Raw genomic sequence first — 25692 nt, forward strand, 5'->3', positions numbered from 1 at the left:
CCCGTGTCCAATTCACCTCGGCCAGATCAATCTGAGCAGATTGGCGGGGAGCGGCTTAGACCTGTTCCCATCTCGGATCTGCGGCACCTGGAAGCTGGGCGCCATTGGCAGATTGACCAAACCATCGAGGGTCTAGCCAGCCTCACACCGGTTCGCGGCCAACTGCACGCCAGCCATCGAGGCAACGTGCTGGAGGTGGTGGGCAAAGCAGAAACGATCGTCACCCTCTGCTGCGACCGCTGCCTCCAGCACTTCAACCATCCCCTGCGCGCCAGCAACCAGGAACTGCTTTGGATCGGCGAACCCGCCCCAATCCCATCCGACTCGATGGCAATGGAGGGCGAGGCTGACGACAGCGGCCTGATGGAGCAGCTCGATCCCAGGGGCAATTTCGATCCAGAACACTGGGTATTTGAGCAACTAAACCTGCTGCTACCGATCGTTAACCACTGCGGCAGAGACTGCCCTGGTCCAGCCACCTGGAGCAGCGACGGCGACGGCATCGATTCCCGCTGGAGCGCCCTGCAGGGCCTGAACCCCTGAGCCTCCCTCCGTGACAGACAGCTGGGCCGACCAACTCGATCTACTGATCCGGGCCCGCACGCCGATTCTGTGGATCCGCAGCCTCGAGGAGGAACGGGTTGATGGCCTACTGGAGCAAGCCGCCCAACGACTGGGCGGCCGCACCCTGCTGCGCTGGGACTTCATTGATGGCTTGAGCGGTGCCCCAAACCGCAGCGGCGAGGCCACTCGCAACCCAATGGCTGCCCTGGCCTGCCTCGATCCCCTGCCGCCTGAGCAGGGGGCCCTGCTGGTGCTGCGCGATTTTCACCGCTACTGCGAAGACGCCGGTGTCTGCCGCCGGCTGCGCAACCTGGCCTCGAGCCTGCGCCAGGCACCCCGCACCCTGGTGATCACAGCCCCCGACTGGGCCATTCCCCGGGAACTGGAAGACAGCATCACCTTGCTGGACCTACCCCTGCCTGATGCCGAAGAGATCCGTCAACTGCTCAGCACTATTGCTGGCGCCAGTGGCTACCCGATGGCACCGGCCGTGTGCGAACAGCTCACCGCCGCTTGCCACGGCCTTAGTGAGCAGCGGGTGCGCCAGCTAGCTGCCAGGGCCCTGGCGCGGCGCGGCCAACTCGGGGAGGCGGATTTAGCCGAGGTGCTGGAGGAGAAACGTCAGGCGATCGCCAAGAGCGAGCTGCTGGAGTACTGCCCAAGCGAGGCCAGCCCCGCCGATATCGGTGGACTCGAAGCCCTCAAGCACTGGCTAGAGCAGCGCCACATGGCCTTCAGCGAAGAAGCGATGCGCTACGGCCTGCCCCTACCCCGGGGCGTGCTGCTGGTGGGCCCCCAAGGCACCGGCAAATCGCTCACCGCCAAGGCGATAGCCCACAGCTGGAGCATGCCCTTGCTGCGCCTGGATGTGGGCCGGCTATTCGCCGGCTTGGTTGGGGCTTCAGAGGCCCGCACCCGCGACATGATCCAGCGGGCGGAGGCGATGGCGCCCTGCGTGCTCTGGATAGATGAGATCGACAAAGGCTTTGGGGGAGATTCCCGCAGCGATGGGGGCACCAGCCAGCGCGTGCTGGGCACGGTGCTCACCTGGATGGCAGAGAAAACCAGCGCCGTGTTTGTGGTAGCCACTGCCAATGGGGTCGACAAGTTGCCAGGCGAACTGCTGCGCAAGGGGCGCTTCGACGAGATTTTCCTGCTGGATCTGCCCAGCGCTGACGAACGCCGCTCCATTCTCGATCTGCAGCTGCGTCGCCGCCGGCCAAAGCACACCATCACCCTGGAAGTGCTGGTAGATCGCACTGCGGGATTCTCAGGCGCCGAACTGGAGCAGACCGTGATCGAGGCCATGCACCTGGCCTTCGCCGAGCAGCGGGAATTCGGCGAAGCCGACCTCATCGCAGCCGCTAGCCAGGTGGTGCCCCTTTCGCGCACCGCAAGGGAGCAACTGGAGGCGCTGCAGGCCTGGGCTAGCGGCGGCCGGGCTAGGCCCGCTTCCCTGCCCAATGGAATAGCCAACAGCCAGGGCTAGCCAGTTTCACAACGGGTATGCCCATCAACATGAAGGCCGTGGGTCGTAGCTAGATCAGTAGCAGAGTTAATGCAACACCTAGCCAACGAGGAGACAACCATGGAATTCCCATTCCTGCCGATCTCAAACAATCGCCTCGCCGCTCCTTCCCTGGCGATGGCCCTACTGATGGCCAGCACAGGATCTCTACCGGTTTTGGCAGCTAACAGAGCCAGCGCAGAGGCAACCACCTCAGAATCTGGCGCATCTGGCTGGCAAAGGATCGCGAACCAGGACGCAGACGCAGACGAAAAGAAAAAGAAAAAAAATCAACAGGATAAGCAACAAAATTCAGGCAAAGACAACAAACAAGGTCAAAATATAAATCAGAAAGAACGAGAGCGCATCTATCAAGAGGGACTGGAAAAGGGCAAGAAAAAGGGATACGAAAAAGGCACCACGAAGGGCTACGAGGAAGGCCTTAAATATGGCAAAGAGAAAGGCAAGGAAAAAGGCTACGAACGCGGCTATGACCAGGGCTGGGACGATCGAAGAGCTAAAGACAAAAACCAGTGGAAAGACTGGAATAGCAATAACTGGCGCGAATACAATCGCAAGAATCGCGACATCTGGACCCGACGAGTTGTTGTCAACAACAACTACTACAACAACCCAGGCTGGGCAAGAAGTTCAGGTTGGTACAACAACAGGCCATGGGGTGGCAGTTGGTATGGAGTGTCCAGCTCGCCGCCCTGGGGCTGGTGGCTTGGCCAATCCGTTGTATGGGGAGTCACCGCCCTAACAACGGCAGCCATAATAAATAGCGCCATTGATCGAGCTATTGCTCGCCAGCAGGCCTACGTTCTTGTGCCGAACACCAATTGGCAGTTGTATTACGGCAGTGTTCAGCCCATGGCGCAGTCCGGGGTGAGCTTCGCCGTCAATAATGGCTATGGCACTTACCAGATGGAAGCCGATTGCCAGCAAGGCTTGCTTAATGGCGGCGTACCCACCACCCCTGCGGAAGCTCAGCTGATCAATGCCGCTTGCCAGGTAACTTTTGGTAGCGGAGGGATTTGACATTGAAATCAAGCCCCTACCGATTCAGCAGCGGTTTACCAAGAAGCGGCTTACCAAGAAGCGGTGATGTCGGCGAGTAACGAACTCCGACACTAGGTAACAAGCTCGGCGCCAACCAGGGACGTAGAGGGAAATCACCTCTACGTTCTGGCCCAAGCCGCCCGAGCATCCGTGAGCCCCACTCCAAACAGCCGCCCTGAAGTGCTTAACCAACTGGCGGTGGCCTGTCTTGGGGCAGGGATTGTAACCACCGTGGCGGTGGCTCAGGGACAGAACCCGCTCACCGCCTTGGGTATCACGCTTTTTTCAGCAATCGCCGCCGTAATGGTTGGCCAGGTGCTCTAGTTAGCGCCCATCGCCAGCGGAATCCTGGGCACGGGGAAGCCATTGGCACCGAGCACGTCGATGATCATGCGATTGGTGTCGAAATACACCTGCCAGTAGTTGTTGGTGTGGGTGTAGGGACGCACCGCCAACCGGGGACCACGCTCACTGAACTCGAGCACCTCGACGTCTGCTTCCATGCCAGCAAACTGATTAGGCACCTGCTTGATGCCTTCTTTTAGCAGGGCAATGGCACGGCCTACATCAGCGGAATTGTCGAGCTGGGCCACTAGCTCAACACGACGGTAACCATGGACCGAATAGTTCTGGATGGTGTCGCCAAACAACTTGCCATTGGGGACGATGTTGCGGACATTGTCTGGGGCTAGCAGCGAAGTCACAAACATGCCGATTTCCTCCACTGTGCCGGTGATGCCAGCAGCTGTGATGAAGTCACCAACACTGAAAGGGCGGAAAATCTGCAGAAAAACACCAGCCGCAAAGTTACCGAGCATGCCACTCCAGGCCGCCCCGATGGCTACGCCGGCACCAGCAAGCAGGGCAGCAAAGCTGGCTGTCTGAATACCAAAGAAGCCGAGTATCGCTACCACCAAGATCACTCGCAAAACCGCAGCGAGGATATTGATCAGATAACCAACAACCGTCACATCCAGGCTGCTATGACGCAAACTTTTGCGCATAATGCGCATTGCCAACTGAATCAGCCAGCCACCAGCGATCCAAAGGGCTACTGCCCCCACCAATTTCAAAATAAAGGGAACAATCGTGGAGGCCACGAGCACTGACAGATCTGGAATTGGCATTGCCAACAATTCATAGATTGAACTAACTGGATCTTCACGGATCAATCGACCGATCGTCAATGCAATGCCAGGATCCGAGCAAATAAACGCTCCTGATGCCAACTGATTTCCGCGCCCAGCTACCAGCGCTAGCCAACAAGACCTACTTCAACTACGGCGGCCAGGGACCCCTGCCGAGCTCGTCCCTGGAGGCCATCACGGCCGCTTGGCGCACAATCCAGGAGCTGGGGCCGTTTACCGGAGCGGTGTGGCCTTTTGTGGAACAGACCACCAGCCAGCTGCGTCAACACCTGGCTGGCTGGTTTGGCGTGCCGGCGCACCGGCTGGCCTTCAGCGAAAACGTAACCAGTGGCTGCGTACTACCGCTCTGGGGCCTGCCCTGGCAGGCAGGCGACGAACTCCTGATCAGCGACTGCGAGCATCCGGGGGTGGTGGCCGCCTGCCGCGAACTAGCCCACCGCCAAGGGCTTGTGCTCACCACCTTGCCGGTGGCGGATCTGCGCGGCACTGCCGATGACACAAACGAGCAGGTGCTGCAGCGATTGGATCGCCAGCTCAGCCCCGCCACCCGATTGGTTGTGCTTTCACACCTGCTCTGGAACACGGGCCAGGTGATGCCGATTGCAGCGGTAGCCGGCCAGCTCAGCTCACACCCCAAGCATCCCTGGCTGCTGGTGGACGGGGCCCAATCCCTTGGGGCCATCCCCATCGAAGCCGGTGCAGCCGCCGCTGACATCTACGGCTGCACCGGCCACAAATGGTGTTGTGGCCCCGAGGGACTGGGAGCAGTAGCCCTATCGGAGCGGGTGGTGCGCGAGGCCAGACCAACTTTGATCGGCTGGCGCAGTCTCAGCCACGAAGCCAGCGGCCAGAGCGAATTTCACACGGACAGCCGGCGCTTTGAAGTAGCCACCTCCTGCATACCCCTTTGCGCTGGTCTTGAGCAATCCCTGCACCTGTTGGAGGCGGAAGGCACCGCCGAAGAGCGCTTGGCCCTGATTAAGCGGCGCAGCGGCTATCTCTGGCAAGGACTGCAGGCAAACCCGCGCGCCCGCACGCTGTTGGAGGTGCCGCCACCAGCGGGGCTAGTCAGCTTTGAAATCAGCGGGGAAGATCCGGAAATGGTGGTGAAGCGCCTAGGTGAGCAAGGCATCTGGCTGCGCAGCCTCGACGATCCCCACTGCCTGCGGGCCTGCACCCACATCACCAGCACCGAAGCTGAGATTGACTACTTGCTGGCAAATCTCTAAAAGTCCGCACGGAAGGCACGATGCCAATAGGAGCAGTTCTGGCCACTATGTAAAAGCCCTAGAGCCAATTGATGGCACCCATCCCTTCCCTACGCCAACTACTGCTGCTCAGCGCCTGCAGCGCCGGACTGAGCTGCACCGCACTTTTCAGTACTCCGTTATCTGCACCTCAAGCCGCCGAGGCGGCAACCCCAGTCCTGGAGAAACTCCAGGGCACTAAGGCAGCCGGCAGTAGTAAGGAATCCCCCTTTGCTGGTGCCAAAGAAACAGATGCCGCCACCAGAACAGACCTACGGATAGACCGAACCAGGCTCTGGTGGCTGTTGCTCCCCGTTGGGCTGGCCGCCATTAGCTACGGCGCCCTGCGCTCCCAAGAAGGTTCTCAGGACTGAGGGTCACTGGTCTAGATGGTTTCGCCTCAAGCTCTGGGGCGAGACCCATCCAGCAGCTGCCTCTGAACCCAGCCCGCCAATAGGGCACCAACAATTGGTGCTAGCCAGAACAGCCAAAGCTGGCCCATGGCATCGCCACCAACCCACAGGGCCACGCCAGTGCTTCGGGCAGGGTTCACTGAGGTATTGGTAACTGGGATGCTGATCAGGTGGATCAAGGTCAACGACAGTCCGATAGGCACTCCGGCCATGCTGGCAATGGCATCTCGATGGGTGGTGCCGAGAATCACCAGCAGGAAGATAAAAGTAAGAACTAGTTCGATCAGAAGCGCTGAAACCAGGCCATAACCCCCAGGGGAATGGGCGCCGAAGCCGTTGGTAGCCAGGGGGTTGGAGCCGGACAGCTCAAAACCAGGTCGACCGCTGGCAATGCCATAGATCAGCCCCCCTGCAAGGGTGCCACCAAGTACCTGGGCCACGATGTAAGGCAGCAGATGGGATCCAGGCATACGGCCACTTGCCCACAAGCCAAAACTCACGGCTGGATTGATGTGGCAACCAGAAATATGGCCGATGGCGTAGGCCATGGTGAGCAGGGTGAGACCAAAGGCCAGGGATACCCCGAGGAAACCCAGTCCCAGGGGATTGGCATCGGCCTGGGCGTAGGGGAAAACCGCAGCCAGCACCGCGCTGCCGCAACCACCGAACACCAACCAGAAAGTACCGATCAGCTCGGCTAGGAATCGCCTAGACATCGGTTGTGACTGGGTCATCGCTGAGACAGGGTGGAGACAGATGGCAGGCCCAAGGTATCTAGCTGGCCTGACTGGAACCAGACCAGCGTCCGAGTTTGTTGGTTTACGCCCACCAACTCAGCCGCGCGTCGCTCAGACCCGCCGGCGGCGCAGGGCTTTCTCCGCCTCTTCCCGGTCGTCGAAGTGAACCTTGGTGGTGCCGAGGATCTGGTAGTCCTCATGGCCCTTGCCGGCAATCAGCACCAAATCCCCAGGTGCTGCCGCGGCGATGGCGGCAGCGATCGCTATCGCCCGGTCGGCCTCCACCTGCATGGATGCTCCAGGGGCAATGCCGGCAGTCACATCGGCCAGGATTTGCTGGGCGTCCTCGGTGCGGGGGTTGTCGGAGGTCACATAGAGCTGGTCAGCGAGCTGCGCGGCGATCGCTCCCATCTGGGGCCGCTTGCTGCGGTCGCGGTCGCCGCCGCAGCCAAACACGCAGATCAGACGCCCCACCGTGAAGGGGCGGCAAGCAGCCAGGGCGTTGGCCAGGCCATCGGGGGTGTGGGCGTAATCCACCAGCACGGCTGGATCACCGCCGCCGTCGCCCACCACCACCCGCTCCATGCGACCAGGCACGCCGCGGAAGTTGGCTAGCCCCTCCAGCAACTGGGGCAGGGGGACGCCCTGCTGGACCAGGGCCCCAACCGCCTGCAGCAGGTTCATCAGGTTGAAGCGCCCCAGCAGGGGTGAGTGAAATGCCCCCTCCCCAGCCGGCGTCTGCAGCACCCCGCGGACGCCGCCTGCCCCCAGCTGCAAATCGCGGATGAACAGCTCGGCGCTGGGGTCTTCCAGGGAGCTGCGCCAACAGGCCTTACCTAGACGGCTCACCAGCTGGGCACCCCAGGGGTCGTCGCCATTCACCACCGCCCCACCAGCCAGCAGCGGCTCCGCAAACAACCGCGCCTTGGCTTCGAAATAGGCCTGCATCGACGGGTGATAGTCGAGGTGATCCTGGGTGAGGTTGGTAAACACGGCGCCGGAGAAGTGGCAGCCAGCTACCCGCTGCTGATCAAGGGCATGGGAGCTCACCTCCATGGCACCGATCTGGGCACCGGCCTCAACGGCCTGGGCCAGCTGGGCCTGGAGCAGATCAGCGAAGGCCGTGGTGTGCTGAGCCGTCACGCTGTGGCCAGGCCAGCGATTCACCAAGGTGCCAAACAGGGCCGAAGGCCTGCCTGACGAAACGGCCAGATGCTCGATCAAATAGGTGGTGGTGGTTTTGCCGTTAGTGCCAGTTACGCCAATCAGGGCCAGCCGGCGACTGGGCTGGGACCAGAAGGCAGCCGCCAGCTCTCCGGCCCAGCGGGTCAGCGGCTCAGGCGCTACCAGCACAGCATCGCCTGGTCCAGGCGGCTGAAGGGCCGCCGCGGCCTCACTAATCACCGCAGCTACCGCACCGGCATGCAGGGCCTGGGGCCAGAAGCGGCCCCCATCCACCTGGGTGCCAGGCAGGCCCACAAACAAAGTGCCCCGCCCGATGCGGCGGGAATCACAGCTGATGCCGCTCAGCTCCCCGTTGGGCACGCCCACCGGCACCTCCAAACCCACCTGCTGCAGGACTGGGTGGAGCAGCTGGGTCATGGCACCGGCGAGGCAGTTGGCGCCTTTCTAAGCGTCCTGGCTGGAAAAACCGTGCTTCTGCAACCAAACCTGCAAGCTGGCGCCAGCCAGCCGGGGCGGCACCCTGGGCAGCTGCCGCTCTCCCTGGCCGGAGCGCACCTGCAGCACCGGCACCTCCAGCCCAAAACGGGCCTGCAGGGCGGGATCACCATCCACATCGATCAACTCCAGCACCAGCGGAGGATCGATGGCGCGCAACTTCTGCTCCAGTCCCTCGCACAGACAGCACCCCTTGCGGGTTAGCAGCAGCAAAACCGGAAGCCCGGGGGAGGGGGAGGGCGAAGTGGGAGAGGGCCAAGAGGGAGTGGAGGAGAGCATCAATCGGGCACGGGATCGCAACCGCAGGCGGTGAAGGGATGACAACGCAGCAGCCGGCGCAGGGTGAGCCAGCTGCCCCGCCAGGGCCCATGGCGGCTGATCGCCTCGAGGCCGTAGGCGCTGCAACTGGGAATGAAACGGCAGCGGGGCCCCAGCAAGGGCGAAATCCACTGGCGATAAAAGCTGATCAAGGCGAGCAATAGTGCCGCCAGGCCACTAGTAAGCAATTGGGTCGGCAACTGGGTTGACTGGTTGATCGGCAGTTGGGGTGAAGCCCCAAGCTCGGCCTGTTGCAGCGAGGCGAGGCCAGGCTCTGGCTGGAGATCGAGGCTGCGCGGCCCAACCGATAGGATCGATCGTTGGCGCGGCACAGCTCGAGTTAGCGGGTTCATCCCAGCATGCTCGATACCGCAGCGCCTTGCCTCCCAAGGGAGGTACTTCGTCCTTTGAATTTGTTTTCATGTCTCGCTACCGCGGCCCTCGTCTGAGGATCACGCGGCGCTTGGGAGACCTTCCCGGTCTCACCCGTAAGTCCGCCAAGCGGTCTTATCCCCCCGGTCAGCACGGCCAAGCCCGTCGCAAGCGCTCCGAATACGCCATCCGCCTCGAAGAGAAGCAAAAGCTTCGCTTCAACTACGGCATCTCCGAACGTCAGCTGGTTCGCTACGTCAAGAAAGCCCGGGCCCAGGAGGGTTCTACGGGTACCAACCTGCTGAAACTGCTCGAGAACCGTCTCGACAATGTTTGCTTCCGTCTGGGTTTTGGCCCCACCGTCCCCGGCGCCCGCCAGCTGGTTAACCATGGCCACGTGACCGTGAACGGCCGCGTCGTGGATATCCCCAGCTACCAGTGCAAGGCCGGCGATGTGGTCGCCGTGCGCGAGCGCAAGCAGAGCAAGCAATTAGCTGAAGGCAACTTGGCGTTCCCGGGTCTGGCCAACATCCCGCCCCACCTGGAGCTCGATAAGAACAAGCTCGTCGCCAAGGTGATCAGCAAATGCGAGCGCGAATGGGTCGCCCTTGAGATCAACGAACTGCTGGTGGTTGAGTTTTACTCCCGCAAGGTGTGAGCGACTGGCTGCTGCGGCAGCCCCGCACTCCCCAAGCCCTCGCCCTGTGGCGGGGGCTTTTTGTTGCATTCATTTTGTGGCGTCCGCTGTGGAGGCTGGCGTGGCGACCGGCGCGGCGGCTGGGATGGCGGCCGGAATGGCGGCAGTGTCCAACCTGCGCGCTACCTAGCTAAACCATGGCTTAGCTAAGTCTTGAAAACACAAACATCAGTCGCTGCCGATCAAGGTCTCCAGGGCGGCGGTCACATCGGCCTGACGCATCAGCGCTTCGCCCACCAGCACCGCCTCGGCGCCAGCACCCAGTACCCGGTCGAGGTCGTCGCGGGTGAACAGGCCCGACTCGCTCACCAGCAGGCAGCCCTTGGCGCGGATGCGTTCGCCGTAAACGGCAGTGAGCTGCTCGGTGGTGGCCAGATCGGTATGGAAGCTGGCTAGATCGCGGTTGTTGATACCGATAAGTTGCACGCCATCAAGGCCCAGCACCCGCTCTAGTTCCTCGCCGTCGTGCACCTCCACCAGCACGGCCAGGCCCAGAGCCCTGGCCACCTTGAGCAGGTAAGCCAAATCCTGGTCGCTGAGAATCGCAGCGATCAGCAGGGCAGCATCGGCCCCGGCGGCGCGGGCCTGATAGAGCTGATATGGGCTCAGGATGAAGTCCTTGCAGAGCAGGGGCAGATCCACCGCCTGGCGCACATGCACCAGCACCTCAAAGCCACCCTGGAAAAACTGCTTATCGGTGAGCACCGAGAGGCAGCTAGCGCCACCGGCGGCGTAGCCCTTGGCAATCGCTTCGGGATCGAAGTCCTCGCGAATCACGCCCTTGCTGGGGCTGGCCTTTTTCACCTCGGCGATCACCGCCGGCTTGCGGCAGGAGGCCCGCAGAGCCGCCAAAAAATCCCTGGTCGCCGGCAGCTCAGCCACCTGCTGTTTGAGCTTCTCCAAGGGCACCCTCTCCCGGGCGGCCGTTATCTCCCGATTCTTCTCCCAGAGGATCTGCTCAAGAATGTGACGTGGCTCGCTGTCCTCGTGACGGATGGCGTATTCAAGAAAGGCCACCTTCACCTTGGGGTTGGGCGGCCGGCGACGGATCTCCATGGTGCTCAGCCTGCCACCGCCATGGCTGCTTGCTTGTAGGCCACTTCCACCACCTCGCTCAAGGTCGGATGGGTGTGCACCTCCGTGGCCAGTTGCACCACGCTCTGGCGGCGAGCCACGGCGTTAGCGATCTCCTGGATTAGGTCCGCCGCATGCAAGCCAAAGATGTGGGCGCCCAGCACCTCACCACTGGCTTTGTTGAACAGCAATTTCATCAGGCCTTCGCCCTCGAGTTCAGCCAGGGCCTTGGAATTGGCCTTGAAGTAGCTGCGCACCAGGCCCAGCTCAAAGCCCTCTTGCTCAGCCAAGACTTTTGCGTCGGCCTCGCTCAGGCCCACCGAGCTGATCTCCGGGTGGGTGAAGGTGGCCGCTGGGATTGAGCGGTAGTCGATCTGGCGGCTGTGGCCAAGAATGTTGTCTACCGCCACGGTGCCTTGGGCGGCGGCGGTGTGGGCCAGCATCATCTTGCCGGTCACATCGCCTACGGCCCAAAGGTGCGGCACCGGCTCACCTCCCACCAACACCCGCATCCGCTCGTCGACTGGCACGAAGCCCCGCTCGGTTTCCACACCAACGGCAGCCAGGTTGAGCTCGGCGCTAGAGGGCACCCGCCCAGTTGCCACCAGCACCGCATCCACCTCCAGGGTTTCCACCAGCTCCTTGGTGGCCATGTCTGCCAGCTCGATCTTCACCGGGCAGCCGGGGGTCACCTTGCGGGCCAGCAGGCCGGCGCGGGCATCGATGTCGCGACCGTCGATCAGCTTGCGGGCGGCGAGCTTGGCGATGTCGGGATCGAAGGTGGGCATCACCCGATCCAGGGCCTCGATCATCGTGACCTCGCAGCCTAGGGCCGTGTACACATCGGCAAATTCCAGGCCGATGTAGCCGCTGCCGATGATCGCCAGCCAGCGGGGCAGCCACTCGAGGTTCACCGCCTCATCGCTGGTGAAGACGGTGCGGCCATCGGTCTCGATGCCGCGGGGCACGAAAGGCTCGGAACCGGTAGCCAGAATCACATCGCGGGCGCTGATGGTGCGCTCGATGCCACTGCCGCTCTCGCGCACCGTGACCTGCTGAAGGCCGGCCAGGCGGCCCTGCCCCCGCAGGATCGTGGCACCGGCGCGCTCCAGGGTTTTGGTGAGATTGCTGCGGATAGTTGCCACCAGCTGGTTTGCATGGTCGGCGATCTTTTGGCGCTCAAAGCGCACTGGGGCGGCGTGGATGCCGAAGCCCGCCAGATGCTCGGCGTCGGCCAGCTCCCGCACCCGGCCACTGGCCGCCAGCAGGGCCTTGGAAGGCACACAGCCCCTGTTCACACAGGTGCCACCCATGTCGCGCGACTCAACAATGGCGACCCGCAGGCCATGGTCGGCAGCGTGCTTCGCCGCATCGAAGCCGCCATAGCCGGCACCGATCACGATCACGTCGTAATCGAAGCTCGAACCATCAAAACGCAATCCGTCAAAACGCGATCCGTCGAGGGGGGCGTCGCTCACCGGGCAGCACTGCGGTTGTTGACGGGCATTCTCCCCCGTCAAGCTCCTGCCTGCTGGCGCAGACGCTCGAGCAGTAGCGGAGCTGCCGCCACGGCCACATTGAGGGATTCCACCACTGGGCTGTGGGGAATGGTGACGCGCTGGCTGGCCAGGGCCTGGAGCTCCGCTGACACCCCGGCCCCCTCGTTGCCAAGCAGCAACAGCGTGGGCCGGGTCCAATCGAGCTTCCAATAGGGAATAGGTGCCGAAGTAGCAGCCACCGATCCGGTCTCAGGGCGCACCGCAACCACCAGCTGCAGGCCGGCGGCCGTTGCGGCCTGCAACCGGTCCGCCAGTTCCTGCCTGCTCTCTCGCACCAGGGGCAGGGCCAAGGCAGCCCCCGCCGAGGCGCGCAACACCTTGGGTTGAAAGGGGTCAGCCCCATCGGCCAACCACAGGGCCCCAACCCCCGCTGCCAAGGCAGTGCGCATCAAGGTGCCGAGGTTGCCGGGATCCTGGATCCCATCAAGGGCCAGCACAAAGCTGGCCACGCCTGGAGCGGCTGCCGTCGGAGGCAGCAGGCTGGCGACCACTCCGTCGGGATGCTGGGTAGTGGCTATGGCCTCCAGCACCTCAGCACTCACCAGTCGCCAACTGCAGCCTGGAGGCAGGGCTGCCACCAGCTCGCCATGGTCAGCCAGCCAAGCGGCGGTAGCCAGCACGTCCCTGGGCTGAAGCCCTAAACGGACCGCCTCCTGCAGGAGGTGGGTGCCTTCCAGCAGCAGCAAACCCTGCTCGCGGCGACCGCGAGACTCGTGCAGCAGACGCAGCTGCTTTACCAGCGGGTTGCGGCGGCTAGTGAGCGGCTCAGCAGCACTCAAGCCATCGCGATGGATCACTTCAGAAAGCCTGGTGACGGCGCACACTCAAACCGTCGTGCACTACGAGCTCCTTGCCGTCTAAATCGAGCCCACGTACTGAGGCAACCTCACCCTTCAAGCCTTCGGCATGCAGGTTTTCGACCAATTTCTTGAGGACAATGTCCTCGATCGTGGATTGATCAAGGCTGTCGGGAGTAAGGCTCTCAAGGAATTTGCCTAACTTCGAGGCCATCACCTCGGAAGCGTTTGAGATCTTGAGAACTATCATGAGAAGAGTGCGGATGGGGAGACTTGAACTCCCACGACATTGCTGCCACTAGTACCTGAAACTAGCGCGTCTACCAATTCCGCCACATCCGCGTGGCTGTCGCTAGAGCTGGGCTCGTTGCAACGATGAAAACATACGCCATCGGCAACCCGCACCAGCGGTCGGAGCCAGTTCCGGCGGCGGCCGTCTAGACGGTCTCACCTTTTGTTGTCAATATGCTGCGACGTGAGCCGGGCAGTCGTTCCATGGGTCTGATCGCTGTCCAGCCACCTAACAAGACCCGTTCTCTTCAAAATCCTCAGCTGGAAATCCGAGGCGGCCGGCGCCTCTCCGGTGAGCTGCAGGTGAGTGGTGCCAAGAATTCAGCATTGGTGCTGATGGCTGCCTGTCTGTTAACTAGGGAAACGATCCGACTGAGAAACGTCCCTCCGCTCACCGACATCGCCGCCATGAGCGAAATGCTCAGCAGCCTTGGCGGCCAAGTGCACCGTGATGGTGACGCGCTGGAATTAAAGGGCGACTCAATCAATAGCTCTACAGCCCCCTATGAGCTGGTTAACAGCCTGAGGGCCAGCTTCTTCTGCATCGGCCCCCTGCTGGCCCGCACTGGCATGGCCAAGGTGCCCCTGCCAGGCGGCTGCCAGATCGGCACCCGGCCCGTTGTTGAGCATGTCAAAGGTCTAAAGGCCCTCGGTGCCCAAGTCACCATTGAGCATGGGGTCGTTACCGCGGTGGTACCGGGCAGCGGCCATCGCCTCACGGGCGGCCGCATCCATATGGACTGCCCCAGCGTTGGCGCCACCGAGACATTGATGATGGCGGCGGCGCTCGCCGATGGCGAGACGGTTATTGACAACGCCGCACTAGAGCCAGAGGTTGTTGATCTGGCTGGCCTGCTGATCGCCATGGGTGCCAAGGTGCGCGGCGCCGGCACTTCCACGATCACAATCGTGGGTGTGGATCGCCTGCATGGCGCCGACTACGCCGTAATCCCAGATCGCATCGAAGCGGGCACGTTTCTACTGGCAGCGGCCATCACCCGCTCCCATTTGCGGGTAACCCCAGTGATCCCAGATCACCTTGGCGCCGTGCTCACCAAGCTTGAGGAGGCGGGTTGCACCTTGGAGCACGACGGCGTCGGGCTCACCATCAAGGCCGACCAGATCAATGCAGTCGACCTGCGCACCCAGCCATTCCCTGGCTTCCCAACAGACCTGCAGGCCCCTTTCATGAGCCTGCTGGCCACGGCCCGGGGTACCAGCGTCATCACCGAAAACATCTTTGAAAATCGCTTGCAGCACGTGGGCGAACTGCAACGCATGGGTGCGGCCATCCGCATGCAGGGCAACACCGCCTTTGTGGAAGGGGTGGCCCGCCTCAGCGGTGCTCCAGTGCAAGGCAGCGACCTGCGCGCCTCCGCCGCCATGGTGCTGGCCGGCCTAGCCGCCGACGGCATCACCAGCGTGCGCGGCCTGGAATACCTAGACCGTGGCTACGCAAATCTTGAGGGCAAGCTCAATGCGGCCGGTGCCAGCATTGAGCGTGTCAGCTCGGCGGCTTAAGCTCTCAACTGCGGGAGCGTGCCGGAATTGGTAGACGGACTCGACTCAAAATCGAGCGCCTTCGGGTTTGTGGGTTCGAGTCCCACCGCTCCCATCTCGCCCATCACCCCCTCAGGCATATCTGCCTCAGCCGTGATGGACACCTATGCCCGCTTCCCGATCAGCCTCACCCGGGGCCGGGGAGTCTGGGTTTGGGATAGCAATGGCAAGCGCTATCTCGACTGCGTAGCCGGCATTGCCGTCTGCACCCTCGGTCACAGCGACGGGCGCCTGAAGCGGGCCCTAAGCCGCCAGCTGGGCAAGCTGCAGCACGTATCCAATCTGTATCGAATCCCCGAGCAGGAGGAACTCGCCGCTGCAATCACCGCCAGCAGCTGCCTGGATCGGGTTTTCTTTTGCAACTCCGGCGCTGAGGCCAATGAGGCCGCCATCAAGCTGGCCCGTAAGCACGGTCACACGGTGAGGGGCATTGCCACTGGCGACGGCAAGGCGCCCCTAATTCTCACCGCCCAGGCCAGCTTCCACGGCCGCACCCTGGCTGCGGTTACGGCCACGGGCCAGCCCAAGTACCACCAGGGCTTTGAGCCGATGGTGCAGGGCTTCCGCTACTTCCCTTACAACGACACGGCCGCCTTTGAAGCCCTGCTCGCCACCTGCGAAGTTCAGGGTCCGCGGGTGGCCGCCGTGCTGCTCGAACCAATTCAAGGCGAAGGCGGCGTGCATCCAGGCAACAGGGCCTTTTTTCAGCGGGTGCGCGAGCTCTGCGACGCCCACAACATCCTGCTGATCTTCGATGAAGTGCAGATCGGCGTCGGCCGCAGCGGCCAGCTCTGGGGCTACGAGCAGCTGGGCGTCGAGCCCGATGCGATCACCCTGGCCAAGGGCCTCGGCGGCGGCATCCCGATCGGTGCCCTGGCGGTGAAAGCCTCAGTCGATCACTTCCGCCCCGGTGAACACGCCAGCACCTTCGGCGGCAACCCCTTCGCCTGCCGCGCCGGCCTCACCGTGCTGGCCGAGCTGGAGCGCCGCGACCTGCTCAGCCACGTGCAGGGGATGGGCGCACTGCTGCAAGAGCTACTGGCCCAGCTGGTGAGCCGCCACCCCACCCTGCTGGAGGGGGTGCGGGGCTGGGGGCTACTGCAAGGCCTGGTGCTGCGCGAAGAGGCCCCAAGCGCTCCGGACATCGTCAAGGCGGCCATGGAGCAGGGGCTGCTGCTGGTGCCCGCCGGCCCACGGGTGGTGCGCTTCGTGCCCCCTCTGGTAATCCAGCCCCGCCACCTGCGCCTAGCCGTCGACCGCCTCGAGCGCGCCCTAGTCAGCCTTGGGCGCTGAAACAGCCTTGGTCGCTGAACCCGACAACTTCGCCGACCTGATCGAGCCCTTCAGCCGCCGCGGCGTCGACCTGGGACTCGATCGCCTCCAGGCCGCCTTGGCTGAGCTTGGCAACCCCGAGCGCCGCATTGCCGCCGTGCAGGTGGCGGGCACCAATGGCAAGGGCTCAATCTGCACCCTGGTGCACCAGGCCCTGCTGGCCAGCGGCATCCACGCCGGCCTCTACACCTCGCCGCACCTGGCGAGCTGGACCGAGCGGATCCGGCTGGGCCATGACCCAATCGCCGCGCCATGCCTGCGCCGCCACCTGGAAACCGCCACGCCGGTCGCCCAACGCCACCAGCTAACCCCTTTTGAGCTGGTCACCGCCGCCGCCTTTCTGGCCTTCGCAGAGGCGAACTGTGAGCTGGTGGTGCTGGAGGTGGGACTTGGGGGCCGGCTCGACGCCACCACCTGCCATCCCCACCGGCCCGTGATCGGCTTTGCCTCGGTGGGGCTCGACCACGCTGAGTTCCTCGGGCCGGATCCAGCCACGATTGCCGCCGAAAAAGCCGGCGTGCTCCAGCCGGGAGCCGTGGCAATTAGCGCTCCCCAGAGCCCGGAGGTGGAGGCGGTGCTGGTGGAGCGGGCTGCCGCGATGGGAGCCGAGCTGCGCTGGGTGCAGCCCCTGGACCTCAACCAGTGGACCCTGGGGCTTTCAGGAGCAGTGCAGGCCGCCAATGGCGCCGTCGCCCTGGGCCTGCTGCGGGCCTTAAGGGAGCGGGGCTGGCCGGTCAACGACCCAGCCATACGCCGCGGTTTCGCAGCAGCCCGCTGGCCAGGCCGGTTGCAACAACTGAACTGGCACGGCCTACCCCTACTGCTCGATGGCGCCCACAACCTGCCGGCCGCCCTCGCCCTACGCGCCGAACTCGACGCCCATCCCGCGCGCCACGGCCTGGCCCCCGGCCCGCGCTACTGGCTGCTCGGCATGTTGGCCAATAAGCAGGGGCCTGAGATAGCCGCGGCCCTGCTGGCCCCGGACGACCGGGCCTGGATCGTTCCGGTGCCAGGGCACGCCTGCTGGAGCCTTGAAGCCCTTACTTCCGCCTGTCCCAGACTCGCTAGCCAGCTGCACAGCGCCCCCAGCCTCGAGGCCGGGCTGGCCCAAGCGGGAAGTGGTTTGCAGCGCGTGGTAGTCGCTGGCTCTCTCTACCTACTCGGCCAGCTAGCCACATCAGAGCAAGCCCCAGTTGCAAGCCCAAAGACTTCTGAGTTTGGTTAATTCATCTGCTGCTCATCGCCACCAGCACGGCTCGAGCCACCCCCCCCCCAATCAGGCTCAAGCAGGTTTTTGCTTATTGGTTTAGCTAAGGCCAAGTCAAGTCTTAAAACGCGCACCTACTCCCCCCCTGCTGCCACCGCACACCATCCAGGCCAGAGTGAGGTCCCGCGGCCCATCCCCATGGCTCCCCTCGTCGAGCTCCTCTCAGCGGCCCTGTCAGGAGCCAAATCAGTTGCCAAATCAGTGGCGGAATCAATAGCCCTTTCCCTAGCCCTGGTGCTGCTGCTGTCTCCACTGCTTTCTCCACTGCCGGCGGCGGCCGACTTCTCCGGAGTGGACTACACGCTCACCAACCAAAACGAGCAGGATTTCAGCGGCCAGGATCTAGCCAATACCTCCTTCGCTGGGGCCACGGGACGGCACGCCAACTTCAGCGGCGCCGATCTGCACGGGGCGATTCTCACCCAGGCGGCCTTCCCCAATGCCAATTTCGCCGGCGCCGATCTCAGCGGCACCCTGATGGACAAGGTGGACCTCTCTGGAGCCGATCTCAGCGGGGCCATTCTCACCGGGGCAATCGCTTCAGGCAGCAGCTTCCGCGGCGCCAACGTCACCGATGCCGACTTCAGCGACGCCCTGATCGACCGGGTAGACCAGCGCTCCCTCTGCCGCGATGCCGAAGGCACCAACCCGATCACCGGCGCCGACACCCGCCTCAGCCTGGGCTGCTGAGCCAGCCGCGCAATTTGCCGGGGTTGAGCAGGCCGGCCGGGTCGTAGGCGGCCTTTGCTGCCACCTGGTCGGCATCGATCACACCCAAGCCACCATCTTCGACGCTGATCACGTGGGGGTTAAACAACACGGCACCGCAGCGGCGGCAATCGTCTAGCATCTGCTGCAGAGCCTCCTCGCCGCGCCAGCGCAGCAGCGGCAGGGCCGCCAGCCGAGCCGCACCCTGCTGCCTCACGGCCTCCAGGTGCCAAAGCAGGTCGTCGCCCCATTGCTCCCGCAAGCGCTCCAGGCAGGGGGCCTCCGGCTGAGGAAGCAGCATCTGCAGGTAGGTCCAATCCGGATGCTTGGCGCGCCAATGCAGGGTGGTGTGGTTCCAGCTGAGCTCCCGCAGCGGCAGCCCCCGGCTCTGGCCCTGGGGGGCCTGCCAGCGCAGCGCTCCGCCCCTGGCCGCCAGCCAGCTCGGCAACACCTCCAGCGAGGCGGGGGCGGCCAGCAACAACAGGCGCTGCTCACCAGGTTCGGGCGCCGGACAGCCCGCCGGCCAGGGGAGCTGGCTAGCCAGCGCCCCCTCCAGCACGGTGATGGCATTGAGCTCAAAGGCTGCGCTGGCAAGGGCCTGGGCCGCCGCCAGGGCCTGCCCCCACTGCTCGAAGCCCACCAACAGCTGCTGCCAAACCACCGCCTCGCTGGTAGGGAGCCGCAGGGCCGTGATGATGCCATTGGTGCCGTAAGCATGGTTGAGCGGGGCGCTGGCGGCGGCATCGAGCTGCAGCAGCCGCGGCTCGGGCTCGAGGGTTACCACCTCCAGGCCCAGCAGGTTGCCGGGATCGCGCAGAAAACCCCAGCGCAGGGAGCCGATGCCGCCGGAGCCACCGGCGATAAAGCCACCGATGCTGGCACTGCGCACCGTGCTGGGCACCAACCGCAGGGCCCGGCCCCTGGGGGCCAACTGCTGCTCGATCGCGCCCATCAAGGCGCCTGCCTCCACCTCGAGCACGCCGGTGGCTTCATCGAGCTGGCGCAGCTGATTGAGGCCGCTGAGATCCAGCACCAGGCCGCCTTGCAGCGGCACACACTGGCCGTAGTTGCCCGTACCGGCACCCCGCACCGTCAAGGGCACGCCCTGGCGAGCACAGGCTCCTGCCACCAGCAGCACCTGCTCCACCGTGGTGGCTCTGGCCACTAACTGGGCGCGGCAGCCCTGCAGCAGTGTCACCAGCACTGGCGAGTAGTCGTAGTAGTCGCGGGAGAGCCGCTCCAGCTCCAGCGGCGACTCGGCCCCGAGCAGCGGCAGGGCCGAATCCAACCGGCGCAGCTCAGCTGCCAGGGCAGCGATCTGGGCCTCAGGGCAACGCTCAGCCATGGGGTGGTAACAGGGGGGAGAGCAACTCAGCTTCGGGCGGCGGCAGCCAGACGCCTTGACGCAAGACCCGGCGCTGGGGCGGCCGCGCCAGGAGCTCCCCCCAGCTACCAGCCCCAAGCAGCACTAAATCGGCGGGCGCCCCAAGCCGCACCACCCCATCCCAGGCCAGCTCCAGCACCGCTGCGGCGGCGGTGCTGAAGGGGGCCAGGCCAAGCCGCTGCCAGGGCATCAATTGGCAGAGCGGCGCCGACCAGCGCAGCAGCTCAATGGGATCGAAATCACCGCCGGGATACCAGGGGTCTTGCACGTTGTCGCCGCCGATAGCCAGCCGCACGCCCGCCTGCTGCAGGCTGCGGATCGGCGCCAGGGGCCGCCGCCAGGGGGTGCGCCCAGGCCGGCGTCCCAGCAGCCAGAAATTGGAGGTGGGCAGAGCCACCACGGCGATGTTGGCGGCGGCCAGCCGATCCGCCAGCCGGTCGCAGTTGCGTGGCGGCAACAGGGCCATGCTGCTGGAGTGGCTGCAGGTGATCGCCACGGCGCGGCGCTGCTCCAACACCAACTGAGCCACCATCGCCACCCCCTCACCAGGGCAGGCATCGGCTTCGTCAACGTGCAGATCCACACCGCAACCATGGCGCTCGGCAAGGTCAAGCAGGGCCAGCAGGGCCTCGCGGTCGGCGCTTCGCTGAGCGGCACCCTGGCCATAGGGCGGCCCGATCACCCCACCCAGCAGGCCCTGGCCAGCGGCCACCCGCCGGGCCAGGGCCTGCCCCTCCGCCGTGAGCCAATGGGCCATCGGTGCCAGGGCCACCAGCTGCAGCTCCAGCCGATCGCGCCAGCGCTCACGGGCCGCCAACAGGGCTTCCCAGCTGGGCTCAGCCCCAACCCCCACGCTATCGATGTGGCTGCGGATCGCCCGCACGCCGTTGCGCCAGGCCCGCTCCAGGGCGCGCTCAGCTCGCTCAGCCACCTGCTCAACGCTGCGCTGAGCGTATTCGCGTTGATTAGCAGCTAAGGCCGCCGCCATCGTGCCCTCCCGGTTGGGAAAGGCGGCGGCGCTGAAAGCCTTATCCAAGTGAGCATGGGGCTCAATTAGGGGAGTTAGGGCCAGGGGCAGGCTGGCCGCCGCCGCCGCCGGGGCGGGCCGGGGCGAAATGGCCGTGATCCGTCCCGCCTCGAAAGCGATGCACAGGGACACCAGCCCATCCGCATCGGCGCGAAACCCGGCTCCGCCCAGGCGCGGATCCAGCAGTCCCCGGGGCAGGCGCAGCTCCACTAGGGGCTCTCGGAACGGTCGGTGGCAGCGCTGATCAATACAAATTGACCGGCTACTCCCACCACGGTGGAGCGAAAGCGCGGCACCTGCCAGCGCAGCAGCGATTGACCACCCAGCTCAGTTTCGAAAACACTCAAAAGGCCGTAGTTGCGGCGGCGGGTGTAGCTGAGCACCACGGCCGCCAAGGCCTCTCGCTGGGCCTGAACAAGCCCCACACAGTTGTTGATTGCCATCCGCAACAGCACCGGCAGGCCGCCATCGCCGCAGAGCTCCTCGCTGATCTCTTCCACTAGGCGATCACTGGCGTAGGCACGGAAATCGGCTGGCGATGGATTGGTGAGGGCAAGCCCGCCAGCAGCCAGGGCGAGCACGATCAAGCCAGGCGCCCATGCAAAGCGGGCCGGGGTGTCCAAACGGCAAACCAAACGGTGCAAAGTTGCAGGCAAACAAGGTTGACACCTATTGCTAGCCACGGCAGGGCGCCTTGCCCCAACCCTCAACGTCCTGTCTAATGCGAGCTCAGGAGCAAGGGCATGGACCAAAAGCTCATTGGCACGGCCTTTCTGGTTGCCCTGGCAGCAGCCCTGCTCGACGCCGACTCAGCAGCATTTCTACGCGACCTAGTCGGGCCCTGGCTGCGCTCGCCGCTGCTGGTACCAGTGGCCGGCGTGCTGCCCGAACTGCAAACAGGCGCGGGGATTCTCTGCCTTGTAGCAATTCCGATCATGTGGCTGAGGCCGCGGTAGCTGTGCTGAAGCAGGTCGCCGCAACGGGTGAGAAGCCTTGACAGGCCACGACTTGCTACATTCGACAGGCGCGGCGGGCGTCGCCAAGCGGTTAAGGCAGCGGCTTGTGGTGCCGCCATCCGGGGGTTCGAATCCCCTCGCTCGCCCTTGATTACCTAGCCGTCCCCACCACTTTTGGGGCGGCTTTTTTGTGACCTACTGCAGCGCCTGCAGCAAAACCGCAGCCCCATGCCGCACCGGATCGGCGCAGGGCAAGCCGATCTCGGCCGCGGTGGCGGCAACAGCAAGCTGAGCTGCGGCGGCGTCCAATCGGGCGGTGTTGAGCGCCACGGCCCGCACCCGCGGCCGCAGGCCATCGGGACGCCCCAAGGCCGCCAGCGCCTCCAGCGCCGCGATCAACTCGGGCAGGGGCGGGATCGCTACCGGCACCTCCCCTGGCCGGGTGCGCACGTGGCTCTGGCCAGCGCGGTGCACCAGCAGCAAATCGGTGGGCTGGCTGCCGCGCAGCAGGGGCAAGGTGGCGCTGGAGCCCGGATGGCAAAGCGACCCCTGGCCCTCCACCAGCAGCAACGCCTCCGGCCCGGCCCCAACGGCGGCGGCCAGCACGGCCGCCTCCACGGCACCGGCGGCGTAATCAATCCGCACGGCATCGAGGGCCACGCCCTGGCCGCTGATCAAGATTCCCGCCTGCCCCGTGCCCACAAAGCGGGCATCAAGGCCGCGGCGCCTGGCCTCAGCCTGCAACTCCAAGCAGGCGCTCATTTTGCCCACGGCCATATCCGAACCCACGGCCAGAACGCGGCGGCAGGGCAGGGCAGCGGCTCGCGCTGCGGCCACCTCCAAGCCAGCCGGCTCCTGACGCAGATCCCAGATCCACTGACCGGCTCGGCTGCAGGCGGCAGCCAGCTCGGGATCATCGCCAAGGCGGCTGTGCAGGCCACTAGCCAGGTTCAGCCCCGCCTGCAGCGCCGCCAGCAGATCGGCCCGCATCGCTTGTGGCAGGCGGCCACCGGAGGGGGCCAGCCCCACCACCGCCACCTCGGGCCCGTAGGCCAGGGCTGCCGCCATGTCAGCCACCACCGGCACAGCCCGCTCAATGCCGCTCACCTGCTGCAGGTCGGAGCCAGCGAAAGCAGGATCGATCACCGCCACGATCGGCCCACTGCGATAGCGCAACATCGCCAAACCGGTCTTGCCGCTGAGGTCGTTGAGGCCCCCGTGCTGCAGCAGCACGACCGGAGCGTTTGGGCTCAACATGACAGCTGCCCCATGGCGACACCCAGATCGATGCCATGGCCGGGGCCCGCTGGCGGGATCAGCACGTCTCCCTCCACAGGCAGCCCCTTGAAGGGGTCGTCCACCAGGTTGAGGTGGCTATCGAGATCGGGCCAGGTCACCAGGGGCAGCAGCTGGGCTGCGGCGCCATTGAGCAGGGCCCCATCCGAGTAGCACCCCACCATCACCCCTAAACCCAAGCGGCGAGCTGTCTGGGCCAGCAGCAGGGCCTCGCTGAGGCCACCGCTCTTGAGCAACTTGATGTTGATGCCATCTACGTGGGGGGCCAGCCGCAGCAGATCGGCCAGCTGCCAGCAGCTCTCATCGGCCACCAGGGGCAGGGGGCAAAGCCCGCGCAGGGCTACAAAGCCGGCGGTATCCAGCTGCGGATCCAGCAGGGGCGCCAGGGGCTGCTCCAGCAGCACCACGCCGGCCCGCTCCAGGGGCTCGAGCATGGCCCGGGCTGTGGCCAGATCCCAGCCGCCGTTGGCATCCACCTGCAGCTCACAGGCGCTACCTGTCTGCTGGCGCCGCTGCTCGAGGGCGGTAGCCACCCCCTCCAGCAGGGCCAGGTCGTGGGCGATGCCAGCGGGGCTGCCCAGCTTGAGCTTGATGCGGGTGGCAGGCAGCTGCAGCCACCAGCGCTCGAGCCGCGCCAGCACAGCCTCGGGCGTACCTAAGCCAAGGGTGACGCTGGTGGCGACACAGGCGCCTGGATCCAGGCCCCAGAGCCGGTGCAGCGGCTGGTTCAACCTTTTGCCCCACCAGTCATGCAGGGCCAGATCCAAGCCGCAACGGGCCGGGGGGCTCAGGGCGGCCAGCAGGGGCTCCAGGGCCTGCAGGGGCTGGGGCGCCAGAAGCGCAAGCTGGGGGCCAACCGCCTCCAGCTCCGCCGCAACAGCATCGGTGTCGTAATGGCGGTGGCCGGTATCGAAGCCACCTGTCTCGCCGATGCCCGTGAGCCCGTCGTGCTCAAGGCTCACCAGCAGGTGCTCCACCGCAGCCGTCGTGCCACGGCTGATGGCCAGGGGCACGGCCTTGGTGAGCTGAAAGCGTTGCAGGCTCAGGCGCATGGCTTCAGCGGCCTTTCCTGGAATGGGCTTCCAAGCTGGCATGGCTCAAAGGTTGCCTGTGAACAAGCCACTGGGGCCAACACAACTCAGGATCACCATGATCAACTCGCGATCCTGAATATCACAAGCGCACCGATCCGCTCCTCCCTGATCCAACAACTGCTTGAGCAGCAGCTGGCAGACCTGCGCGACTGCCGTGAGGGAGCGGTGGCCCTTTGCGGACAGCAGCTAACCCTTGTGGAAGATCTCTGAGTTAAGCCAGCGATATCGGAAACTGGGTTGATGACGGCGACACAAGCGCAGCGCGGCAGCTACTGGATCACCACCTTTGGCTGCCAGATGAACAAGGCGGATTCCGAGCGCATGGCCGGGATCCTGGAAGCCATGGGCTACCGGGCCGGCACAGACGAGCACAGCGCCGATTTGGTGCTCTACAACACCTGCACAATCCGCGATAGCGCCGAGCAGAAGGTTTACAGCTACCTAGGCCGCCAGGCCCAACGCAAGCGAATCAACCCCAACCTCACCCTGGTGGTGGCGGGCTGTGTGGCCCAGCAGGAGGGCGAATCCTTGCTGCGGCGAGTGCCCGAGCTGGATCTGGTGATGGGCCCCCAGCACGCCAACCGGCTCGACACCTTGCTGGCCCAGGTGGAGCAGGGTCAGCAGGTGCTGGCCACAGGTGATCAGCACATCCTTGAAGATATCGCCACCGCGCGCCGCGATAGCCAGGTATGCGGCTGGGTGAATGTGATCTACGGCTGCAATGAGCGCTGCACCTACTGCGTGGTGCCCTCGGTGCGCGGCCAGGAGCAGTCGCGGCTGCCCGAAGCGATCAAGCTGGAAATGCAGGGCCTGGCGGCACGCGGCTTTAAGGAGATCACCCTGCTGGGCCAAAACATCGATGCCTACGGCCGCGACCTGCCCGGCATCAGCCCGGAGGGCCGCCGCGCCCACACCCTCACCGACCTGCTCCATCACGTCCACGACGTGGCCGGAATTGAGCGGATCCGCTTTGCCACCAGCCACCCGCGCTACTTCACCGAGCGGCTGATCGATGCCTGCGCCGACCTACCCAAGGTGTGCGAACACTTCCATGTGCCCTTCCAGAGCGGCGACGACGAAGTGCTCAAAGCCATGGCCCGCGGCTACACGGTGGATCGCTATCGCCGCATCGTTGAACGCATCCGCGAGCGCATGCCCGATGCCGCCATCAGTGCCGATGCAATCGTGGCCTTCCCGGGCGAAAGCGACGCCCAATACCGCCGCACCCTGGCCCTGATTGAGGAGATCGGCTTCGATCTGGTCAATACCGCCGCCTATTCGCCGCGGCCCAACACCCCAGCGGCCGACTGGCCCAACCAGCTCAGCGAGGCGGTGAAGGTGGAGCGCCTGCAGGAGCTCAACGCCCTGGTGGAGCGCACCGCCCAGCAGCGCAGCAACCGCTACGCCGGCCGCTGTGAGGAGATCCTGGTGGAAAGCAGCAATCCCAAAAACTCCAAGCAGGTGATGGGCCGCACCCGCACCAACCGGCTCACCTTTTTTCCCGGCCAAAACCTCGATGGCAGCCCGATCAAACCGGGCGACCTAGTGACGGTGCAAATCGAAGAGGTGCGCGCCTTCTCCTTGAGCGGCAAACTGGCCTGA

Annotated in this window: 27 protein-coding genes and 3 tRNA genes; 15 read left to right on the top strand and 15 right to left on the bottom strand. The window is 64.6% G+C overall.

The window, feature by feature from the left end; genetic code table 11:
• The first annotated feature begins 3 nt into the window (after positions 1 to 3).
• From KBY75_RS06975 to KBY75_RS06990, 4 genes are all read left to right on the top strand, one after another.
• On the top strand, positions 4 to 543 hold the full coding sequence (locus tag KBY75_RS06975) for a DUF177 domain-containing protein (protein ID WP_254935912.1): 540 nt from the start codon (positions 4 to 6) through the stop codon (positions 541 to 543).
• A 10-nt stretch (positions 544 to 553) separates the two neighbouring features.
• Complete coding sequence (locus tag KBY75_RS06980; protein ID WP_254935911.1) at positions 554 to 2053, top strand: AAA family ATPase; 1500 nt, start codon at positions 554 to 556, stop codon at positions 2051 to 2053.
• A 69-nt stretch (positions 2054 to 2122) separates the two neighbouring features.
• Complete coding sequence (locus KBY75_RS06985) at positions 2123 to 3112, top strand: hypothetical protein (protein WP_255023448.1); 990 nt, start codon at positions 2123 to 2125, stop codon at positions 3110 to 3112.
• 171 nt (positions 3113 to 3283) lie between these two features.
• Positions 3284 to 3457 (top strand): hypothetical protein, encoded by a 174-nt coding sequence (locus tag KBY75_RS06990; protein ID WP_254935909.1) that lies wholly within the window; start codon positions 3284 to 3286, stop codon positions 3455 to 3457.
• Here the strand turns inward: KBY75_RS06990 and KBY75_RS06995 are convergent.
• A complete protein-coding gene (locus KBY75_RS06995) occupies positions 3454 to 4233 on the bottom strand; it encodes a mechanosensitive ion channel family protein (RefSeq protein ID WP_255023449.1) in 780 nt (259 codons plus the stop codon). The genes KBY75_RS06990 and KBY75_RS06995 overlap by 4 nt on opposite strands.
• A 122-nt stretch (positions 4234 to 4355) precedes the next feature.
• Here KBY75_RS06995 and KBY75_RS07000 point away from each other — a divergent pair, with 122 nt between their 5' ends.
• Both KBY75_RS07000 and KBY75_RS07005 read left to right on the top strand, forming a co-directional pair.
• Positions 4356 to 5510 (top strand): aminotransferase class V-fold PLP-dependent enzyme, encoded by a 1155-nt coding sequence (locus KBY75_RS07000; protein ID WP_254935907.1) that lies wholly within the window; start codon positions 4356 to 4358, stop codon positions 5508 to 5510.
• Between the two features lie 71 nt (positions 5511 to 5581).
• The gene (locus KBY75_RS07005; protein WP_254935906.1) at positions 5582 to 5902 is read left to right on the top strand and encodes a hypothetical protein; all 321 of its coding nucleotides are present in this window, start codon (positions 5582 to 5584) and stop codon (positions 5900 to 5902) included.
• 26 nt (positions 5903 to 5928) lie between these two features.
• Here KBY75_RS07005 and aqpZ read toward each other — a convergent pair whose 3' ends face one another.
• The 4 genes from aqpZ to yidD form a co-directional block, all read right to left on the bottom strand.
• The gene (gene aqpZ, locus KBY75_RS07010; RefSeq protein WP_255023450.1) at positions 5929 to 6657 is read right to left on the bottom strand and encodes an aquaporin Z; all 729 of its coding nucleotides are present in this window, start codon (positions 6655 to 6657) and stop codon (positions 5929 to 5931) included.
• A gap of 132 nt (positions 6658 to 6789) precedes the next feature.
• Positions 6790 to 8280, bottom strand: a complete 1491-nt coding sequence (locus KBY75_RS07015; RefSeq protein ID WP_255023452.1) for a UDP-N-acetylmuramoyl-L-alanyl-D-glutamate--2,6-diaminopimelate ligase — start codon at positions 8278 to 8280, stop codon at positions 6790 to 6792.
• A 27-nt stretch (positions 8281 to 8307) separates the two neighbouring features.
• A complete protein-coding gene (locus KBY75_RS07020) occupies positions 8308 to 8637 on the bottom strand; it encodes a glutaredoxin family protein (RefSeq protein ID WP_255023453.1) in 330 nt (109 codons plus the stop codon).
• On the bottom strand, positions 8637 to 8900 hold the full coding sequence (gene yidD, locus KBY75_RS07025; protein WP_254936208.1) for a membrane protein insertion efficiency factor YidD: 264 nt from the start codon (positions 8898 to 8900) through the stop codon (positions 8637 to 8639). The genes KBY75_RS07020 and yidD overlap by 1 nt, the downstream gene beginning before the upstream one ends.
• A gap of 197 nt (positions 8901 to 9097) precedes the next feature.
• On the opposite strand from yidD, the gene rpsD reads away from it, so the two are divergent.
• On the top strand, positions 9098 to 9706 hold the full coding sequence (rpsD, locus tag KBY75_RS07030; protein WP_254935903.1) for a 30S ribosomal protein S4: 609 nt from the start codon (positions 9098 to 9100) through the stop codon (positions 9704 to 9706).
• A 207-nt stretch (positions 9707 to 9913) separates the two neighbouring features.
• On the opposite strand, the gene trpC is transcribed toward rpsD, so the two are convergent.
• The 5 genes from trpC to KBY75_RS07055 all read right to left on the bottom strand — a co-directional run bounded on the left by trpC (position 9914) and on the right by KBY75_RS07055 (position 13517).
• Positions 9914 to 10801, bottom strand: coding sequence for an indole-3-glycerol phosphate synthase TrpC (gene trpC / locus KBY75_RS07035; RefSeq protein ID WP_255023454.1), 888 nt, complete (start codon positions 10799 to 10801; stop codon positions 9914 to 9916).
• Between the two features lie 5 nt (positions 10802 to 10806).
• A complete protein-coding gene (locus KBY75_RS07040; protein WP_255023455.1) occupies positions 10807 to 12297 on the bottom strand; it encodes a dihydrolipoyl dehydrogenase in 1491 nt (496 codons plus the stop codon).
• 38 nt (positions 12298 to 12335) lie between these two features.
• Positions 12336 to 13157, bottom strand: a complete 822-nt coding sequence (locus tag KBY75_RS07045; RefSeq protein ID WP_255023456.1) for an RNA methyltransferase — start codon at positions 13155 to 13157, stop codon at positions 12336 to 12338.
• A gap of 19 nt (positions 13158 to 13176) precedes the next feature.
• A complete protein-coding gene (locus KBY75_RS07050; RefSeq protein ID WP_254935899.1) occupies positions 13177 to 13425 on the bottom strand; it encodes a hypothetical protein in 249 nt (82 codons plus the stop codon).
• A gap of 8 nt (positions 13426 to 13433) precedes the next feature.
• Positions 13434 to 13517: transfer RNA gene (locus KBY75_RS07055), tRNA-Leu, on the bottom strand.
• A gap of 153 nt (positions 13518 to 13670) precedes the next feature.
• Here KBY75_RS07055 and murA point away from each other — a divergent pair.
• The 5 genes from murA to KBY75_RS07080 all read left to right on the top strand — a co-directional run bounded on the left by murA (position 13671) and on the right by KBY75_RS07080 (position 18315).
• The gene (murA, locus tag KBY75_RS07060) at positions 13671 to 14987 is read left to right on the top strand and encodes a UDP-N-acetylglucosamine 1-carboxyvinyltransferase (RefSeq protein WP_254935898.1); all 1317 of its coding nucleotides are present in this window, start codon (positions 13671 to 13673) and stop codon (positions 14985 to 14987) included.
• A gap of 12 nt (positions 14988 to 14999) precedes the next feature.
• Positions 15000 to 15081: transfer RNA gene (locus KBY75_RS07065), tRNA-Leu, on the top strand.
• Positions 15082 to 15122: 41 nt separating this feature from the next.
• Complete coding sequence (locus KBY75_RS07070) at positions 15123 to 16319, top strand: aspartate aminotransferase family protein (protein ID WP_255023457.1); 1197 nt, start codon at positions 15123 to 15125, stop codon at positions 16317 to 16319.
• Between the two features lie 7 nt (positions 16320 to 16326).
• A complete protein-coding gene (locus tag KBY75_RS07075; RefSeq protein ID WP_255023458.1) occupies positions 16327 to 17583 on the top strand; it encodes a folylpolyglutamate synthase/dihydrofolate synthase family protein in 1257 nt (418 codons plus the stop codon).
• Positions 17584 to 17763: 180 nt separating this feature from the next.
• Complete coding sequence (locus KBY75_RS07080) at positions 17764 to 18315, top strand: pentapeptide repeat-containing protein (RefSeq protein ID WP_255023459.1); 552 nt, start codon at positions 17764 to 17766, stop codon at positions 18313 to 18315.
• Here KBY75_RS07080 and KBY75_RS07085 read toward each other — a convergent pair.
• From KBY75_RS07085 to KBY75_RS07095, 3 genes are read right to left on the bottom strand one after another with little or no spacing between them, the layout of a single operon-like run.
• The gene (locus KBY75_RS07085) at positions 18299 to 19678 is read right to left on the bottom strand and encodes an FAD-binding oxidoreductase (RefSeq protein ID WP_255023460.1); all 1380 of its coding nucleotides are present in this window, start codon (positions 19676 to 19678) and stop codon (positions 18299 to 18301) included. The two genes, KBY75_RS07080 and KBY75_RS07085, sit on opposite strands and share 17 nt — an antisense overlap.
• Positions 19671 to 20954 carry an amidohydrolase family protein gene (locus KBY75_RS07090; RefSeq protein ID WP_255023461.1) on the bottom strand — a complete coding sequence of 428 codons (1284 nt, stop codon included), beginning with the start codon at positions 20952 to 20954 and terminating at the stop codon, positions 19671 to 19673. The genes KBY75_RS07085 and KBY75_RS07090 overlap by 8 nt, the downstream gene beginning before the upstream one ends.
• Positions 20954 to 21325 (bottom strand): DUF4359 domain-containing protein, encoded by a 372-nt coding sequence (locus KBY75_RS07095; protein WP_254936205.1) that lies wholly within the window; start codon positions 21323 to 21325, stop codon positions 20954 to 20956. The genes KBY75_RS07090 and KBY75_RS07095 overlap by 1 nt, the downstream gene beginning before the upstream one ends.
• Positions 21326 to 21487: 162 nt before the next feature.
• On the opposite strand from KBY75_RS07095, the gene KBY75_RS07100 reads away from it, so the two are divergent.
• Both KBY75_RS07100 and KBY75_RS07105 read left to right on the top strand, forming a co-directional pair.
• Positions 21488 to 21700: a hypothetical protein gene (locus tag KBY75_RS07100; RefSeq protein WP_254935894.1), complete on the top strand. Its 213-nt coding sequence runs from the start codon at positions 21488 to 21490 to the stop codon at positions 21698 to 21700.
• A 73-nt stretch (positions 21701 to 21773) separates the two neighbouring features.
• A tRNA-His gene (locus KBY75_RS07105) sits at positions 21774 to 21846 on the top strand.
• A 49-nt stretch (positions 21847 to 21895) separates the two neighbouring features.
• Here the strand turns inward: KBY75_RS07105 and KBY75_RS07110 are convergent.
• Both KBY75_RS07110 and KBY75_RS07115 read right to left on the bottom strand, forming a co-directional pair.
• Positions 21896 to 22957 carry a DUF1611 domain-containing protein gene (locus KBY75_RS07110; protein ID WP_254935893.1) on the bottom strand — a complete coding sequence of 354 codons (1062 nt, stop codon included), beginning with the start codon at positions 22955 to 22957 and terminating at the stop codon, positions 21896 to 21898.
• Positions 22951 to 24048, bottom strand: a complete 1098-nt coding sequence (locus KBY75_RS07115) for a dipeptide epimerase (RefSeq protein WP_255023477.1) — start codon at positions 24046 to 24048, stop codon at positions 22951 to 22953. The genes KBY75_RS07110 and KBY75_RS07115 overlap by 7 nt, the downstream gene beginning before the upstream one ends.
• Before the next feature lie 282 nt (positions 24049 to 24330).
• Between KBY75_RS07115 and miaB the strand changes: the two genes are divergently transcribed.
• Positions 24331 to 25692 (top strand): tRNA (N6-isopentenyl adenosine(37)-C2)-methylthiotransferase MiaB, encoded by a 1362-nt coding sequence (miaB, locus tag KBY75_RS07120; protein ID WP_255023462.1) that lies wholly within the window; start codon positions 24331 to 24333, stop codon positions 25690 to 25692.

The organism is Cyanobium sp. T1G-Tous, from assembly GCF_024345455.1.
Taxonomy (GTDB): domain Bacteria; phylum Cyanobacteriota; class Cyanobacteriia; order PCC-6307; family Cyanobiaceae; genus Cyanobium_A.

What these genes read in the sequence shown, in the direction of transcription:
- KBY75_RS07050 (WP_254935899.1), bottom strand. Translation starts at nt 13,425, where the DNA reads ATGATAGTTCTCAAGATCTCAAACGCTTCCGAGGTGATGGCCTCGAAG.
- KBY75_RS07085 (WP_255023460.1), bottom strand. Translation starts at nt 19,678, where the DNA reads ATGGCTGAGCGTTGCCCTGAGGCCCAGATCGCTGCCCTGGCAGCTGAG.
- KBY75_RS07015 (WP_255023452.1), bottom strand. Translation starts at nt 8,280, where the DNA reads ATGACCCAGCTGCTCCACCCAGTCCTGCAGCAGGTGGGTTTGGAGGTG.
- murA (WP_254935898.1), top strand. Translation starts at nt 13,671, where the DNA reads ATGGGTCTGATCGCTGTCCAGCCACCTAACAAGACCCGTTCTCTTCAA.
- KBY75_RS07020 (WP_255023453.1), bottom strand. Translation starts at nt 8,637, where the DNA reads ATGCTCTCCTCCACTCCCTCTTGGCCCTCTCCCACTTCGCCCTCCCCC.
- KBY75_RS07000 (WP_254935907.1), top strand. Translation starts at nt 4,356, where the DNA reads ATGCCAACTGATTTCCGCGCCCAGCTACCAGCGCTAGCCAACAAGACC.
- KBY75_RS07005 (WP_254935906.1), top strand. Translation starts at nt 5,582, where the DNA reads ATGGCACCCATCCCTTCCCTACGCCAACTACTGCTGCTCAGCGCCTGC.
- KBY75_RS07100 (WP_254935894.1), top strand. Translation starts at nt 21,488, where the DNA reads ATGGACCAAAAGCTCATTGGCACGGCCTTTCTGGTTGCCCTGGCAGCA.
- aqpZ (WP_255023450.1), bottom strand. Translation starts at nt 6,657, where the DNA reads ATGTCTAGGCGATTCCTAGCCGAGCTGATCGGTACTTTCTGGTTGGTG.
- KBY75_RS06985 (WP_255023448.1), top strand. Translation starts at nt 2,123, where the DNA reads ATGCAACACCTAGCCAACGAGGAGACAACCATGGAATTCCCATTCCTG.
- trpC (WP_255023454.1), bottom strand. Translation starts at nt 10,801, where the DNA reads ATGGAGATCCGTCGCCGGCCGCCCAACCCCAAGGTGAAGGTGGCCTTT.
- KBY75_RS07080 (WP_255023459.1), top strand. Translation starts at nt 17,764, where the DNA reads ATGGCTCCCCTCGTCGAGCTCCTCTCAGCGGCCCTGTCAGGAGCCAAA.
- KBY75_RS07115 (WP_255023477.1), bottom strand. Translation starts at nt 24,048, where the DNA reads ATGCGCCTGAGCCTGCAACGCTTTCAGCTCACCAAGGCCGTGCCCCTG.
- miaB (WP_255023462.1), top strand. Translation starts at nt 24,331, where the DNA reads ATGACGGCGACACAAGCGCAGCGCGGCAGCTACTGGATCACCACCTTT.
- KBY75_RS07070 (WP_255023457.1), top strand. Translation starts at nt 15,123, where the DNA reads ATGGACACCTATGCCCGCTTCCCGATCAGCCTCACCCGGGGCCGGGGA.
- rpsD (WP_254935903.1), top strand. Translation starts at nt 9,098, where the DNA reads ATGTCTCGCTACCGCGGCCCTCGTCTGAGGATCACGCGGCGCTTGGGA.
- KBY75_RS07110 (WP_254935893.1), bottom strand. Translation starts at nt 22,957, where the DNA reads ATGTTGAGCCCAAACGCTCCGGTCGTGCTGCTGCAGCACGGGGGCCTC.